Annotated in this window: 10 protein-coding genes; 9 read left to right on the top strand and 1 reads right to left on the bottom strand. The window is 70.5% G+C overall.

What is annotated here, in order from left to right:
• Nucleotides 1–5: 5 nt before the first annotated feature.
• The 7 genes from trpC (at nt 6) to pyk (ending at nt 11,565) form a co-directional block, all read left to right on the top strand.
• Nucleotides 6–788: an indole-3-glycerol phosphate synthase TrpC gene (trpC, locus tag EEJ31_RS03800; RefSeq protein ID WP_123044966.1), complete on the top strand. Its 783-nt coding sequence runs from the start codon at nt 6–8 to the stop codon at nt 786–788.
• Nucleotides 789–2,000 (top strand): tryptophan synthase subunit beta, encoded by a 1,212-nt coding sequence (gene trpB / locus EEJ31_RS03795; protein ID WP_123044965.1) that lies wholly within the window; start codon nt 789–791, stop codon nt 1,998–2,000.
• Nucleotides 1,997–2,806 (top strand): tryptophan synthase subunit alpha, encoded by an 810-nt coding sequence (trpA, locus tag EEJ31_RS03790; RefSeq protein WP_123044964.1) that lies wholly within the window; start codon nt 1,997–1,999, stop codon nt 2,804–2,806. The genes trpB and trpA overlap by 4 nt, the downstream gene beginning before the upstream one ends.
• 90 nt (nt 2,807–2,896) lie before the next feature.
• Nucleotides 2,897–3,886, top strand: a complete 990-nt coding sequence (gene lgt / locus EEJ31_RS03785; protein ID WP_123044963.1) for a prolipoprotein diacylglyceryl transferase — start codon at nt 2,897–2,899, stop codon at nt 3,884–3,886.
• 104 nt (nt 3,887–3,990) lie between these two features.
• The gene (gene gltB / locus EEJ31_RS03780; RefSeq protein WP_123044962.1) at nt 3,991–8,601 is read left to right on the top strand and encodes a glutamate synthase large subunit; all 4,611 of its coding nucleotides are present in this window, start codon (nt 3,991–3,993) and stop codon (nt 8,599–8,601) included.
• The gene (locus EEJ31_RS03775; protein ID WP_123044961.1) at nt 8,594–10,051 is read left to right on the top strand and encodes a glutamate synthase subunit beta; all 1,458 of its coding nucleotides are present in this window, start codon (nt 8,594–8,596) and stop codon (nt 10,049–10,051) included. Before gltB ends, EEJ31_RS03775 begins: the two co-directional genes overlap by 8 nt.
• Before the next feature lie 68 nt (nt 10,052–10,119).
• A complete protein-coding gene (pyk, locus tag EEJ31_RS03770) occupies nt 10,120–11,565 on the top strand; it encodes a pyruvate kinase (RefSeq protein WP_123044960.1) in 1,446 nt (481 codons plus the stop codon).
• Between the two features lie 80 nt (nt 11,566–11,645).
• Here pyk and EEJ31_RS03765 read toward each other — a convergent pair whose 3' ends face one another.
• Nucleotides 11,646–13,070 carry an aldehyde dehydrogenase family protein gene (locus EEJ31_RS03765; RefSeq protein ID WP_123044959.1) on the bottom strand — a complete coding sequence of 475 codons (1,425 nt, stop codon included), beginning with the start codon at nt 13,068–13,070 and terminating at the stop codon, nt 11,646–11,648.
• A gap of 205 nt (nt 13,071–13,275) precedes the next feature.
• On the opposite strand from EEJ31_RS03765, the gene EEJ31_RS03760 reads away from it, so the two are divergent.
• The gene (locus EEJ31_RS03760) at nt 13,276–13,749 is read left to right on the top strand and encodes a heme-degrading domain-containing protein (RefSeq protein WP_123044958.1); all 474 of its coding nucleotides are present in this window, start codon (nt 13,276–13,278) and stop codon (nt 13,747–13,749) included.
• Nucleotides 13,750–13,854: 105 nt separating this feature from the next.
• Nucleotides 13,855–15,675, top strand: a complete 1,821-nt coding sequence (locus tag EEJ31_RS03755) for a family 43 glycosylhydrolase (RefSeq protein ID WP_123044957.1) — start codon at nt 13,855–13,857, stop codon at nt 15,673–15,675.
• Nucleotide 15,676: the final 1 nt, after the last annotated feature.

The following is a 15,676-nucleotide window of genomic DNA, read 5'->3' as shown; positions in this document are numbered from 1 at the left end:
GCCTCGTGCCATCCGATCTCCTCGCCGAACTCCTCGCTGGCGCGCTCGATGACGCCGCGGAGCGCCAGTCGCGCCGTTCCCTGAGAGACGTGGAGCGCGCCGCGCTGGACCGCCCCGGGGCCATCGACGCCCTCGACGCGCTCGCGCCCGCCGACCGGGTCAAGATCATCGCCGAGGTCAAGCGCGCCAGCCCGTCCCGCGGCCCCCTCGCCGAGATCGCCGACCCCGCCGCCCTCGCCGCCTCATACGCCGACGGCGGCGCCAGCGCCGTCAGCGTGCTCACCGAGGGACGCCGCTTCGGCGGCTCCCTCGACGACCTCCGGCGCGTGCGCGACGCCGTCGAGATCCCGGTGCTCCGCAAGGACTTCATCGCCGACCGCTACCAGGTGTTCGAGGCACGCGCCGCCGGCGCCGACCTCGTGCTGCTCATCGTCGCCGCCCTCGACCAGCGCACGCTCGAATCCCTGCACGGCTTGGTGCAGGACCTCGGCATGACGGCCCTCGTCGAGACCCACAGCGGCGACGAACTCAGCCGCGCCCTCGACATCGGCGCCGGTCTCATCGGCGTCAACGCCCGCAACCTCTCCACCTTCGAACTCGACCAGAACCTGTTCGGGTCGCTCGCCGAGCGCATCCCCGACGGCGTCATCCGCGTCGCAGAGTCCGCCGTCAAGACGGCGGATGACGTGGCCCGCTACCGCGCGGACGGCGCCGACGTCGTCCTGGTCGGCGAGGCCCTCGTCACCAGCGACCCGCTCCGCACCCTCTCCGAATTCCTGGCGGTCTGAATGTCCCTGCGCACCGAATCCGGCCCGTACTTCGGCGACTTCGGAGGACGTTTCGTCCCCGAGTCGCTTATCGCCGCCCTCGATGAGCTGACCGCGGAGTACGAGGTGGCCAAGCAGGACCCCGCCTTCGCCGCGGAACTGGCCGAGCTGCACCGCAGCTACACCGGCCGCCCGTCGATCATCACCGAGGTGCCCCGGTTCGCCCGGCACGCCGGCGGTGCCCGCGTGATCCTGAAGCGCGAAGACCTGAACCACACCGGGTCGCACAAGATCAACAACGTGCTCGGGCAGGCCCTGCTCACCCGCCGCATCGGCAAGACCCGCATCATCGCCGAGACCGGCGCCGGGCAGCACGGCGTGGCAACGGCAACGGCCGCCGCCCTGTTCGGCCTGGAGTGCGTGGTGTACATGGGCGAGGTCGACACCGAGCGGCAGGCGCTGAACGTCGCCAGGATGCGCCTGCTCGGCGCCGAGGTCGTCGCCGTGAAGACGGGCTCCCGCACACTCAAGGACGCCATCAACGAGGCCATGCGCGACTGGGTCACCAACGTCGGCAACACCAACTACATCTTCGGCACCGTCGCCGGCCCGCATCCGTTCCCGGCCATGGTGCGCGACTTCCAGAAGATCATCGGCGAAGAGGCCCGCGCGCAGGTGCTGGAACTCACCGGGCGCCTGCCCGACGCCGTGACCGCCTGCGTCGGCGGCGGCTCCAACGCGATCGGCATCTTCCACGCCTTCCTCGACGACCAGGACGTCGCCCTCTGGGGCTTCGAGGCCGGCGGCGACGGCGCCGACACCCTGCGGCACGCGGCGACCATCACCAAGGGACGCCCCGGTGTGCTGCACGGCGCCCGCAGCTTCCTGCTGCAGGACGAGGACGGGCAGACCGTCGAGTCCCACTCGATCTCAGCCGGCCTCGACTACCCGGGCGTGGGTCCGGAGCACGCCTGGCTCGCCAGCACCGGCCGCGCCCAGTACCGGCCGGTGACGGATGCGGCGGCCATGGAGGCGTTCCGGCTGCTCAGCCGCACCGAGGGCATCATTCCCGCCATCGAGTCGTCGCACGCCCTCGCGGGAACGCTTGAACTCGGCAAGGAGCTCGGCCCGGACGCCACCATCCTGGTGAGCCTCAGCGGACGCGGCGACAAGGACATGGAAACCGCAGGCCGGTACTTCGACCTGCTCGACGAAGGCGCACTCCAGGTATGACCCCAGGCACATCCGCCGTCGCCACCGCGATCGCCGCCCGCCGCGACGCGGGCAGCGGCGCCCTCATCGGTTACCTCCCGGCCGGGTTCCCCACCCTCAGCGGTAGCATCGACGCCGCAGTCGCACTGGTCGAGAGCGGCGTCGACGTCATCGAACTCGGCATCCCGTACTCCGACCCGGTCATGGACGGTCCGGTGATCCAGGCGGCGACGCAGCAGTCCCTCGCCGACGGGTTCAAGCTCCGCCACGGTTTCGAGGCGGTTGCCGCGATCACCAGCCAGGTCTCCGCGCCCGTCGTGATGATGACCTACTGGAACCCGGTCGTGCAGTACGGCGTCGACCGGTTCGCCGACGACCTGAAGGCCGCCGGGGGAGCAGGGCTCATCACGCCCGACCTCGTTCCCGACGAGGCGGGGGCCTGGCTGACCGCCAGCGACCGCACCGGCCTCGACCGTGTCTTCCTCGCCGCGCCCACGTCGTCCGACGCGCGCCTCCGGCAGGCGGTGCAGTCGAGCCGCGGCTTCGTGTACGCCGTGTCGACGATGGGCATCACCGGGGCGCGCAGCGACGTCGATGCGGCGGCCCGCGTGCTCATCGACCGGCTGCGCGACGCGGGCGCCACCAGCGCCTGCGTGGGCGTCGGCGTCTCCACAGCCGCACAGGTCCGCGAGATCCTCGGCTACGCCGACGGCGCCATCGTCGGCTCGGCGCTCGTGAAGAGCCTCGCCGACGGCGGGATCGAGGGGGTTCGCGCCCTCGCCCGGGAGCTCGCGGAGGGCACCCGCGACGTGGTGCGAAGCGTCTGAGGGCATCCAGAGACAGCGTTCACAAGAAGACCAGGACCGGGCACGCCCGGACGAGGTGGTGGCCCTGAGCCACGATGAAAGGCACGACCCATGCTTCCGGCAATTGTTCTGACCAGCATCCCCAGTCCCGACTGGAGCTACTTCGACCTCGGCCCGTTCCGCATCCACGCCTACGCGCTCTGCATCCTCGCCGGCATCATCGCCGCCACGATGTGGACGTCGTCGCGGCTGACGCGCCGCGGCGCTGAGCCCGGTGTGGTGCTCGACATCGTCATCTGGACGGTCGTGCCCGCCATCATCGCGGCGCGCCTGTACCACGTGTTCACGCACCCCGGCGACTACTTCTACGACGGCGCGAACCCGTGGCGGATCCTCTTCATCTGGGAGGGCGGCAACGCGATCTTCGGCGGCCTGATCGGCGGGGCCATCGGCGCCTGGTTCGGCTGCCGGCAGACCGGCATCCGCTACTGGTCGTTCGCGGATGCGCTCGCACCGGCCATGCTGCTTGCCCAGGCTCTCGGACGTTTCGGCAACTGGTTCAACCACGAGCTGTTCGGCCTGCCCACCACGCTTCCCTGGGGCCTGGAGATCGAGTCCACGAACCCCGCGTTCCCGGTGGGGCTTCCCGCGGGAACGCTGTTCCACCCCACGTTCCTGTACGAGATCATCTGGAACGTCATCGGCATCGCCGTGATCCTGTTCCTGGAACGCCGGTTCACCCTGCGCTGGGGCAAGGCATTCGCGGTCTACCTGATCTGGTACGGCATCGGGCGCAGCTTCTTCGAGGCGATCCGCATCGACCCGAGCGAGATGTTCTTCGGCATCCGCACCAACATCTGGGCGGCCTTCCTGGCCGTCGCGATCGGCGTCGCCATCCTCATCGTGCAGCACTACCGGCACACCGGCGAAGAGCTCAGCCCCTACCGGCCGGGCCGTGAATGGGTACCGGTTGATGCTGAGGTAGACTCTGACGACATCGATGGCGACATCGACGACCAGGGCGACGATGCCGCTGGGTCACCTCCCCTCCACGAGACGCCGGCCACAAGTCAGGGCGACTCGCACTCCCAAGCCAGGTAGGCATCCCCGAACCCCGGCCTCGCGGGCCAGCCGAGCCCGCGTACCTCCCCATCCAGCGGGCCAGCGACGTCCCAGCGTGCCGATCACGACGTGAGGACAGCCCCATGGCAAAGACCCCCCACTCCCCGCAGACCGACGCCGTCGCGCCGTCACCGTTCACCCGGTGCGGCAGCCTTCCCGCAAAGCAGGGACTGTACGACCCGGCCGATGAGCGCGACGCCTGCGGCCTGGCCATGGTCGCCACGCTTCGCGGCACCCCCGGGCACGACATCATCACCGCCGCGCTCGGGGCGCTCCGCAACCTCGAGCACCGCGGCGCGGTCGGCTCCGATGCCGGCACCGGCGACGGCGCCGGCATCATCACGCAGGTCCCCGACGTGTTCCTGCGCGCCGTCGCCGACTTCGCCCTGCCCGACAAGGGCCGCTACGCCGTCGGCAACGCGTTCCTGCCGACCGACCCCACCGCCCGGAGCACCGTCAAGCGGGAACTGGCCGCCATCGCCGAGTCGGAGGGCCTCACGGTCCTCGGCTGGCGCGAGGTGCCGGTGCGCCCGGACGAGGTGGGCACCCTCGCCCGCGCGGCCATGCCCGCCATCCAGCAGCTGTTCGTGTCGAGCACGCACACCACAACCGCCGGCGCGCCGGTCGGCGGCATCGACCTCGACCGGCAGGCGTTCCGGCTGCGCAAGCGCGCCGAGCGCGAACTGCAGGTGTACTTCGCGTCGCTGTCGTGTCGCACCCTCGTCTACAAGGGCATGGTCACCACGCTCCAGCTCGAGCCGTTCTACCCCGACCTCTCCGACGAGCGGTTCGCGTCGACGCTCGCCCTCGTGCACTCCCGGTACTCGACCAACACCTTCCCGTCCTGGCCGCTGGCGCAGCCGTTCCGGATGATCGCCCACAACGGCGAGATCAACACCGTGCAGGGCAACCGCAACTGGATGCGCGCCCGGCAGTCCCAGCTCCACTCCGAGCTCCTCGGCGACCTCGACCCGCTGCTGCCGATCGTCACCCCCGGTGCGAGCGACTCGGCGTCGTTCGACGAGGTCGTTGAGCTGCTCACCCTCGCCGGGCGCAGCCTCCCGCACGCCGTCATGATGATGGTGCCCGAGGCGTGGGAGAACCAGCCCGGCCTGGACCAGGAGCGCCGCGACTTCTACGAATACCACTCGATGATGATGGAGCCGTGGGACGGCCCCGCCGCGATCGTCTTCACCGACGGGTCCCTGGTCGGCGCGACGCTCGACCGCAACGGCCTCCGGCCGGGACGCTACCTCGTCACCGACGACGGCCTCGTCGTGCTCGCCAGCGAGATCGGCGTGCTCGACATCGACCCCAGCCGCGTGGTGAAGAAGGGGCGGCTCCGCCCCGGCAAGATGTTCCTCGTCGACACCGTCGCCGGCCGCCTCATCGAGGACGACGAGATCAAGACCGAGCTCGCCGCCAGCGAGCCGTGGGGCGACTGGCTCGGTTCGGGCCGCATCAACCTTGCCGACCTGCCGGAGCGCGAGCACATCGTGCACCCGCGGGCATCCGTCGTGCGCCGCCAGCGCACCTTCGGCTACACCGAGGAAGAGGTGCGTATCCTGCTGGCTCCCATGGCCCGCACCGGCGCGGAGCCGATCGGCGCCATGGGCAGTGACACGCCCATCGCCGTGCTGAGCGAGCGGCCCCGCCTGCTCTTCGACTACTTCACCCAGCAGTTCGCGCAGGTCACCAACCCGCCGCTGGACTCGATCCGCGAAGCGGTCGTCACCTCGCTCCGCCTCGGCCTCGGACCCGAGCGCAACCTGCTCACCGCCGGCCCGGAGCATGCCCGCCAGGTGGTCCTCGACTTCCCGGTGATCAACAACGACGAGCTGGCCAAGATCCAGCACATCGACATCGCTCCCGGCAGCCGCACCACCAAGACGATCCGCGGCCTGTACCGCTTCGACGAGGGCCCGGGCGCGATGGCGAACCGCCTCGCGGTCATCTGCCACGAGGTCGACCGGGCGATCGAGGCCGGTGCGCACTTCATCGTGCTCTCCGACCGCGACTCCAACAAGGACCTCGCACCGATCCCGTCGCTGCTGATGATGGCGGCCGTGCACCACCACCTGATCCGCACCGAGAACCGCATGAAGGTGGGCATCGTCGTGGAGGCCGGCGACGTGCGCGAGGTGCACCACGTGGCCCTGCTCATCGGCTACGGCGCATCCGCCGTCAACCCCTACCTCGCGATGGAGACCTGCGAGGAACTCGTGCGCAGCGGAACCATCACCGACGTCACGCCCGAGCAGGCCGTCTACAACGTGATCAAGGCCCTGGGCAAGGGCGTGCTGAAGATCATGTCGAAGATGGGCATCTCCACGGTGTCCTCCTACTCCGGGGCCCAGACCTTCGAAGCGGTCGGGCTCAGCCAAAAGTTCATCGACGCGTACTTCACCGGCACCACGAGCAAGCTCGGCGGCGTCGGCATGGACGTCATCGCCGCCGAGAACCTGCGCCGGCACACCCTGGCCTACCCGCAGGACACCGCGGCGACCGCGCACGAGCGGCTCAGCACGGGCGGCGAGTACCAGTGGCGCCGCGACGGCGCACCGCACCTGTTCAACCCCGACACTGTGTTCCGGCTGCAGCACAGCACCCGCACCCGGCGGTACGACATCTTCCGCGAGTACTCCACGCTGGTCGACGACCAGGCGGAGAAGCTCATGACCCTCCGCGGGCTGTTCAAGCTCAAGACCGGGGTGCGGCCGCCCGTGCCGCTCGACGAGGTCGAGCCGGTCTCCACGATCGTGAAGCGCTTCGCGACCGGCGCCATGAGCTACGGGTCCATCTCCGAGGAAGCGCACCAGACGCTCGCGATCGCCATGAACCGGCTGGGCGGCAAGTCCAACACCGGTGAGGGCGGCGAGGACCTGGAGCGCCTGCTCGACCCGGAACGCCGAAGCGCCGTCAAGCAGGTGGCATCCGGCCGGTTCGGGGTCACGAGCATGTACCTCACCCACGCCGAGGACATCCAGATCAAGCTCGCGCAGGGCGCCAAGCCCGGCGAGGGCGGGCAGCTGCCGCCGACGAAGGTCTACCCGTGGATCGCCCGCACCCGCCACGCGACCGCGGGCGTCGGCCTCATCTCTCCGCCGCCGCACCACGACATCTACTCGATCGAAGACCTCAAGCAGCTGATCTTCGACCTCAAGCGCGCCAATCCGAAGGCGCGCATCAACACGAAACTGGTCAGCCAGTCGGGCATCGGCGCCGTCGCCGCGGGTGTCGCCAAGGCCCTGTCCGACGTGATCCTGATCTCCGGCCACGACGGCGGAACCGGCGCCAGTCCGCTCAACTCGCTCAAGCACGCCGGCACGCCATGGGAGCTGGGCCTGGCCGAGACGCAGCAGACCCTGATGCTCAATGGCATGCGCGACCGGGTGGTCGTGCAGGTCGACGGGCAGCTGAAGACCGGCCGCGACGTCGTCATCGGCGCACTCCTCGGTGCCGAGGAGTTCGGCTTCGCCACCGCCCCGCTCATCGTGGAGGGCTGCATCATGATGCGTGTCTGCCACCTCGACACCTGCCCCGTGGGCGTGGCGACGCAGAACCCCGAGCTCCGTGAGCGGTTCTCCGGCCAGGCGGACTACGTCGTCAACTTCTTCGAGTTCATCGCCCAGGAGGTGCGCGAGTACCTCGCCGAGCTCGGGTTCCGGAGCATCGAGGAGGCCGTCGGCCACCGCGAGATGCTCGACGTGAACGGGGCGATCGACCACTGGAAGGCATCCGGGCTCGACCTCGCCCCCATCCTCGTCGGGCCGGACTTCTCCTGGTCCGAGCCGCGGCAGTGGGGACGCCCCCAGGACCACGAGCTCGAGGACCACTTCGACAACGAACTGATCCGGCAGAGCGCGAGCGTGCTGGACCACGGCGGCACGGTCAGGATCGCACTGCCCATCCGCAACACCGAGCGTGCCGTCGGCACCATGCTCGGGCACGAACTGACCGTGCGCCACGGCGCCAACGGGCTGCCCGCCGGGTCGATCGACGTCACCCTCACCGGCAGCGCGGGCCAGTCGCTCGGCGCCTTCCTCCCGGCGGGCATCACGCTCCGCCTCGAAGGCGACTCCAACGACTACGTCGGCAAGGGACTCTCGGGCGGCCAGATCGTGCTTCGCCCCGACCGTCAGAGCGTGTTCGCGGCCGAGAAGAACGTCATCGCCGGCAACGTGATCGGCTACGGCGCCACCCAGGGCAGCATGTTCATCCGCGGCATCGTGGGCGAGCGCTTCCTGGTGCGCAACTCCGGCGCCATCGCCGTGGTCGAGGGCGTCGGCGACCACGCGCTCGAGTACATGACCGGCGGCCTCGCCGTCATCCTCGGGAGCACCGGCCGGAACCTCGGCGCCGGCATGTCCGGCGGCACCGCGTACGTGTACAAGCTCCGGCCCGACGCGGTCAACCGCGAGGCCGTCGACTCCGGTGAGCTGCAGCTGCTGCCGCTCGGCGCCGCCGACCGGGAGATCCTCGTCGACCTGCTGCAGCAGCACGTCGCGGAGACCGACTCCGCCCTGGCCACCCGGCTGCTCGCCGACATCGACACCGCCATGGGATCGTTCGTCAAGGTCCTGCCGCGCGACTACGCGGCCGTGCTCGAAACCCGGCAGAGCGCCCTCGATGAGGGCCTCGACCCCGACGGCGACGTGGTCTGGAACCGAATTCTGGAGGTAACCAATGGCTGATCCCAAGGGATTCCTGAAGACCCGCGAGCGGGAACTGCCGCCACGGCGACCCGTCTCGGTGCGGCTCATGGACTGGAAAGAGGTCTACGAGGCGCGCGACAACGACACTCTGCGGCGCCAGGCCGGGCGCTGCATGGACTGCGGCGTGCCGTTCTGCCACCAGGGCTGCCCGCTCGGCAACCTGATCCCGGAATGGAACGACCTCACCTGGCGCGACGAGGGCCGCGTGGCCATCGAACGCCTGCACGCCACCAACAACTTCCCCGAGTTCACCGGCACGCTCTGTCCGGCGCCCTGCGAATCCGCATGTGTCCTCAGCATCAACCAGCCCGCCGTCACCATCAAGCACGTCGAGATGTCGATCATCGAGCAGGCGTTCGAGAACGGATGGGTCGAGCCCCAGCTTCCGGGGCGCCTCACCGGCAAGACGGTGGCCGTCGTCGGCTCCGGCCCGGCCGGCCTCGCCGCTGCCCAGCAGCTCACCCGCGCCGGGCACACGGTCGCCGTCTTCGAGCGCGACGACCGCATCGGCGGCCTGCTGCGCTACGGCATCCCTGACTTCAAGATGGAGAAGCGCCAGCTCGACCAGCGCCTGGCGCAGATGACCGCCGAGGGCACCCGCTTCCGCCCGGGCGTGAACATCGGCGTCGACATGAGCTGGGACGAGCTCCGCGGCCGCTATGACGCCGTCGTGGTCGCCATCGGCGCCATGGTGCCCCGTGACCTGCCGATCCCCGGCCGCGACCTCCGCGGCGTGCACTTCGCCATGGACTACCTGGTGCAGCAGAACCGGGTGGGCGCCGGCGACGAGGTCGCCGACCAGATCACCGCGGCCGGCAAGCACGTCGTCGTCCTGGGCGGCGGCGACACCGGCGCCGACTGCGTGGGCACGGCGCATCGCCAGCTCGCGGCATCCGTGACCAGCCTCGCCATCGGCAAACAGCCGGGCACGACCCGGCCCGACCACCAGCCGTGGCCCATGTCGCCGACACTGTTCGAGGTGTCCAGCGCGCACGAGGAGGGCGGAGTGCGGCAGTTCCTGGCGTCAACGGTCGAGTTCCTCTCCAACGACGCGGGTGAGGTGCGCGCCATCCGCGTCGCCGAGACCGAGTTCCTCGATGGCAGGCGCGTGCCGAAGGCGGGGACGGAGCGGGAGATCCCGGCCGACCTCGTGCTGCTGGCCCTCGGTTTCACCGGGCCGGAACAGGGCGACCTGGAGCACCAGATGAGTCTCGGGTTCGACGAGCGCGGTAATGTCGACCGTGATGCCGATTACCAGACCAGCCGTGAAGGCGTGTTCGTTGCCGGAGACGCCGGCCGCGGACAGTCGCTCATCGTCTGGGCGATCGCGGAGGGACGCGCGGCCGCAGCGGCCGTCGACCGTTACCTCGAGGGCGAGACCATGCTGCCCGCACCCGTGAAGCCCACGGACCGCGCCTTCGCCATCTGATCCCGGCCGGCGCCGGCACAACCAGCACAACAGCGCTCCAGAAGCGCGGAAACCGGAGACTCACCAGAATGAGACGCGCGAAAATCGTTGCCACCCTCGGGCCGGCAGCGTCCAGTTACGAGCAGATCAGGGCGCTGATCGATGCCGGCGTCGACGTCTGCCGCATGAACCTCAGCCACGGCAGCTACGACGTGCACGAGGGTGTCTACGCCAACGTGCGCAAGGCAGCGGATGACTCGGGCCGGGCGGTGGCCGTGATGGTCGACCTGCAGGGTCCCAAGATCCGCCTCGGCAAGTTCGAGGCCGGCCCGTACGACCTGGCCGTCGACGACATCTTCAAGATCACCATCGAAGACGTCGTGGGCACCAAGGAGCTCTCGGGGACCACGTTCAAAGGGCTGCCGCAGGACGTGAAGCCGGGCGACTTCCTGCTCATCGACGACGGCAAGGTCAAGGTCGAGGTCGTCGAGACCGACGGCACCGTCGTCACGACCCGCGTCGTGGTCGCGGGACCCGTGTCGAACAACAAGGGCATCAACCTGCCGGGCGTCGCCGTCAACGTTCCCGCCCTGTCGGAGAAGGACGAGGACGACCTGCGCTGGGGCCTGAAGCTCGGCGCCGACCTCATCGCGCTGTCCTTCGTGCGCGACGCCAGCGACATCACCCGGGTGCACGAGATCATGGCCGAGGAAGGCCGCCGGGTTCCCGTGATCGCCAAGATCGAGAAGCCGCAGGCCGTTGACCACCTCGAGGAGATCATCGACGCGTTCGACGCCATCATGGTCGCCCGCGGCGACCTCGGCGTCGAGCTTCCCCTGGAGGCCGTGCCGATCGTGCAGAAGCGCGCCGTGGAGATCGCGCGCCGCATGGCCAAGCCCGTCATCGTCGCCACGCAGATGCTGGAGTCGATGATCCACAGCCCGGTGCCGACGCGCGCCGAGACCTCCGACGTTGCCAATGCTGTGCTCGACGGCGCCGACGCCGTCATGCTGAGCGGCGAGACCAGCGTGGGCGAGTACCCGGTCGTGACCGTGCAGACCATGGCCCGCATCGTGGACTCCACCGAGGTGCACGGCCTGGAGCGCATCCTGCCGCTGTCGACCAAGCCGCGCACCCAGGGCGGGGCCGTCACGCTGGCCGCCAGCGAGGTCGCCGAGTTCGTCGACGCGAAGTTCCTGTGCGTGTTCACCGAGTCCGGCGACTCCGCCCGCCGGATGGCCCGGCTGCGCTCGAAGATCCCCATGATCGCCTTCACGCCGCTGCCCGCGATCCGCCGCCGCCTCGCGCTCACCTGGGGCATCCAGACCCACCTCGTCGACCGCGTCACCCACACTGACGCCATGTTCGGCCAGGTCGACGACATCCTGATCGGCGAGGGCCTGGCCGAGATCGGCGACACCGTCGTGGTGATCTCCGGGTCCCCTCCCGGCATCATCGGCTCGACCAACGACATCCGGGTCCACCGGGTCGGCGACGCGCACAACCAGGTGCACCCCGCGTACGCCCGCGCCTAGCCGCGAGCATACGAAGCCCCGCCGGTCCCGCCGGCGGGGTTTCCGTGTCTCCGCTCGCAGCGCTCAACCGCCGCGCCGGGCTACGAGGCGGCGGATGCCGGCGGCGCCGGCTCGATGTGCACCACCTTGGTGAATGTCATCTCGTCGAGCAGTTCCGGCCCGTAGCCGAACCCGCTTCCGCTGTCGCCACGCGGCTCGGCGGCGCCGCCGGGGGCGCCGCCGAACACCGCGTTCACCTTCACCGTTCCCACGGGCAGCTCGTCCGCCGCCCGGGCGGCGTGCGCGATGGACGCCGTCAGCACCGTCGCGGCGAGTCCGTATCGGTCGTCCGCCGCCAGGCGCACGGACTCGTCGAAACTGTCGACCACGACGACGGGCGCGACCGGCCCGAAGGTCTCCGACCGCAGAACCTCCATCGCCGGGTCGCAGTCCACGAGCACGGTCGCCGGGTAGTGCGAACCCGCGCCGTCCGGTATCGCACCGCCCACGAGCGCCCGCGCTCCGGCCTCGACGGCTTGGCGCACCTGCGCGTGCACGGCACGGCGCATCCGCTCGTCGACCATGGGGCCGAGCGCGCCGGAGGCGTTCAGCGCGTTCGCCTCCTCGACGAGGTGCCCGATGAACGCGTCGGCGATGTCGCGAAGCACGACGACGCGTTCCACCGAGGTGCAGATCTGGCCGGAGTTCAAGAACGCGCCGAGAGCCGCCTGGCTCGCCGCCCAGGCCGGATCGACGTCGGCGTCGACGATCAGCACGTCGTTGCCGCCGTTCTCGCGGATGACGTGCACCCCGGTTCCGGCCGCGGCCCGCGCGATGTTCCGCCCAGCGTCGGAGGAGCCGACGTGGGCGACGGCGGCCACACCGCGGCCAGTGACGAGCGCCGCCCCGACCGCCCCGTCACCCTGCACGGTGCTGAGCACGCCGTCGGGGAACGCGGGCGCGAGGATCTCGCCGAGGCGGGCGCCCAGGTGCGGGCAGCGCTCGCTCGGCTTGTGCACGACGGTGTTGCCCGTGACCACCGCCGCCCCGATGAGCCCGGCGGCGACGGCGACGGGGTCGTTCCACGGCGTCAGCACGACGACCACGCCGCGGGGCTGGTCGACGGTGTAATCCATGGCGGTGCCCGCACCGCGCAGGCTCTTTCCGCGGTGCACCGGGGCCAGCTCCGCGTACTGCAGCAGCGTGTCGGCGCCCGCGTTCACGCCGCCGAGCGCCTGCTGGTATGGCTTGCCCGTCTCACGCTCGGTGAGCGCGGCCAGTTCCTCCGCGTGCGCGGCGAGACGTCGCCCGGCCGCGCGCAGGGCGAGGCCGCGCTGGGCGGGGGAGACGCGACGCCATTCCGTGAAGGCGCGTGCGGCCTGCTCGAGCGCCGCGGCCACCTCGGCATCGGCCGAGACCGCGACCTCGCCGACCGGCGTGCCGTCCCTCGGGTCGGTGATGCACAGCATCCGGGCGGCCTCGTCGTTCTCGGCGTGCTCGGTGTGGGGCCGGGTCATCGTTGTCATCGGTCTCCTCCGTGCCTGGGTGCACGCGTCCTGGATGCACGCGTCCTGGTGCACGCGTCCTGGGTGCGTCGGCCCGGCTGCTCGAACGTGCTCCCTTGACGGGTACCCCGGAGGGCCGCGCTTCACACCCTGACCGCGCCCGGGTCTCGCTAAGCTCGGGCATGCGCGGTGGCACCGGGCATCGGCTGACACGAACGGGAGACACATGAGCGAGCACGACCAGGACCTGCTGTCCGAACTCCTCCAGCAGGAGCGCGACCTGCGGTTCGGCTCGTTCGGGTACGACGACGCGTTCGAGCTCGGCATGCTTCTGGTGCGTCTCGGCCGGGAACGCTCGCACCCCATCGCCGTGGAGGTCACGCTGGGGGAGCAGCGCGTGTTCCACATCGCCCTGGCCGGGTCGGCTGCCGACAACGACGACTGGCTGGAGCGCAAGGCACGCGTGGTGCGCCGGTTCGGCCACTCGTCGCTCGCCGTGCGCACCCAGTTCCAGGCGGCCGGGCGCGACTTCGACCGAGACTCCCGCCTCGACCCGCGCCGCTTCGCCGCGCACGGCGGGTGCTTCCCGCTCATCGTCGGCGAGATCCTGGTCGGTGTCGTGGGCGTCTCCGGCCTCGCCCAGGTCGACGATCACGCGCTCGTCGTCGAGGCGCTCCGGGAGTACACCGCCGGTCGGTGACGCGGCCGACCGCCGGGCGGTGACGAGACGGATGCCGCCCTTGGCCTCCCGCCCGGCCGGGCGTACCCTTGGCTCCAGTTGCCACGCCGACGTGGAGGAGCCACAATGACGAGTCGCCGTCTTGCCCTGTTCACCGCTGTTCTCGTAGCCGGTGCGCTGGCCATACCCACGACGGCCTTCGGCTCCCCGCCCACGGCGGGCGCGTCATCCGTCGCCCCCGCCTACCAGAACCCGCTCGACCTCGAGCTCCCGGACGGCGGCCAGGCGGCCAGCTGCGCCGACCCGAGCGTCATCCACGGGCAGGCGAGCGGCGACACCCACTGGTACCTGTACTGCACGTCCGACGCGCTCACCGAGACGGAGCGAGACGCGGCCGGGGCCCTCGTGCAGCACAGCGTGCCGACATTCCAGTCGACCGACCTCATCCACTGGACCTACGTCGGCGATGCGTTCCCGACGAAGCCCGACTGGGTGAAGCCCACCGGCGGCATCTGGGCGCCCGAGGTGATCTACCGGGACGGGCAGTACCGCCTGTACTTCGCCGCCAGCGAGACCACACTGGCAGGCGGCGGCTCCGCCGTGGGGGTCGCCACCAGCGACAGCCCCACCGGGCCCTGGAACTACGACTACGACCCGGTGGTGCTGCCCGACGACGCCGGGCACTGGAAGTTCGACCCGCACGTGGTGACGACCGCCGACGCCAGCTACCTGTACTACGGCAGCTACTTCGGCGGCATCTTCGCGCGGGTGCTCTCGGACGACGGGCTCTCCACCGACCCGGCGACCGAGCAGCAGATCGCGATCGACAACCGTTACGAGGGCACCTACATCGTCGAACACGACGGATGGTTCTACTTCTTCGGCTCCGCTACGAACTGCTGCAACGGGCCGCTCACCGGGTACGCCACCTTCGTCGCGCGCTCGCGCAGCCCGCTGGGCCCGTTCCTCGACCGCGACGGCGTATCCATCCTCGACCCGCACGTGGGCGGCACCCCGGTGCTCACCCAGAACGGCAACCGCTGGGTCGGCACCGGCCACAACACCGTCATCACCGATGCCAGTGGCCAGGACTGGATCGTCTACCACGCGGTCGACCGCACCGACCCCTACTATTCCGGGGACGTCGGTTACACGAAACGCCCGGCGCTGATCGACCCGCTCGACTGGCGGAACGGCTGGCCGGTGGTGCGGGGCGGCCAGGGGCCTTCCGACGAGCCCGTGCCCGGTCCGGCCGCGCAGCCGGGGCAGCAGACCGCGTACGAGCCGTCGTTCGCCCCCGGCAGGAGCGGCGAACTCCGCCCGGGCCACCGCATCGCCGGTCTCTCCGACGAGTTCAGCGGCAATCGGCTGTCGGACCAGTGGACCTGGGTGCGTGAGCCCGGCGCGGGGGAGTACGACCTGTCGCACGGGAAGCTGGTGTGGGACACCCAGGCCGCCGACCTGCATCCGCCGGCCACGCCGCTCGCGAGCGTACTGACCGAACCGGCGCCCGACGGCGACTACGTGGTCGAGGCCAAGGTGAGCATGGACACGCCGGAGGGCTGCTGCTTCAACTACGTGCAAGGCGGCCTGGTGGTCTACGGCGACGACGGCAACTACGTCAAGCTCGCATCCGTCTCGATCTGGAACACCAAGCAGACCGAGTTCGGAAAGAACGTGCAGCCGGTGCCCGAGGGATACCCGAGCTACGGCAACACCGTCGGCGGCCCGGTCGGGGAGGACTGGGCGTACCTGCGGATCGTGCACCGCGCGCAGGGCGACACCGACCTGTACACGGCCTTCACGAGCATCGACGGCCACACCTGGCGCGAGTCCGGCACCTGGACGCACGCGCTCGGCGACGCCCGGATCGGGCTCGTGTCGATGGGCGGCGCCGGGTTCACGAGCACCTTCGACTACGTTCGCGTCAGCGCCCTCAAGGACTAGG

Source organism: Cryobacterium tepidiphilum, from assembly GCF_003716325.1.
Lineage (GTDB): Bacteria > Actinomycetota > Actinomycetes > Actinomycetales > Microbacteriaceae > Cryobacterium > Cryobacterium tepidiphilum.
Note: the sequence above shows the minus strand (reverse complement) of the source record. Positions and strands in the feature narration are given on the sequence as shown.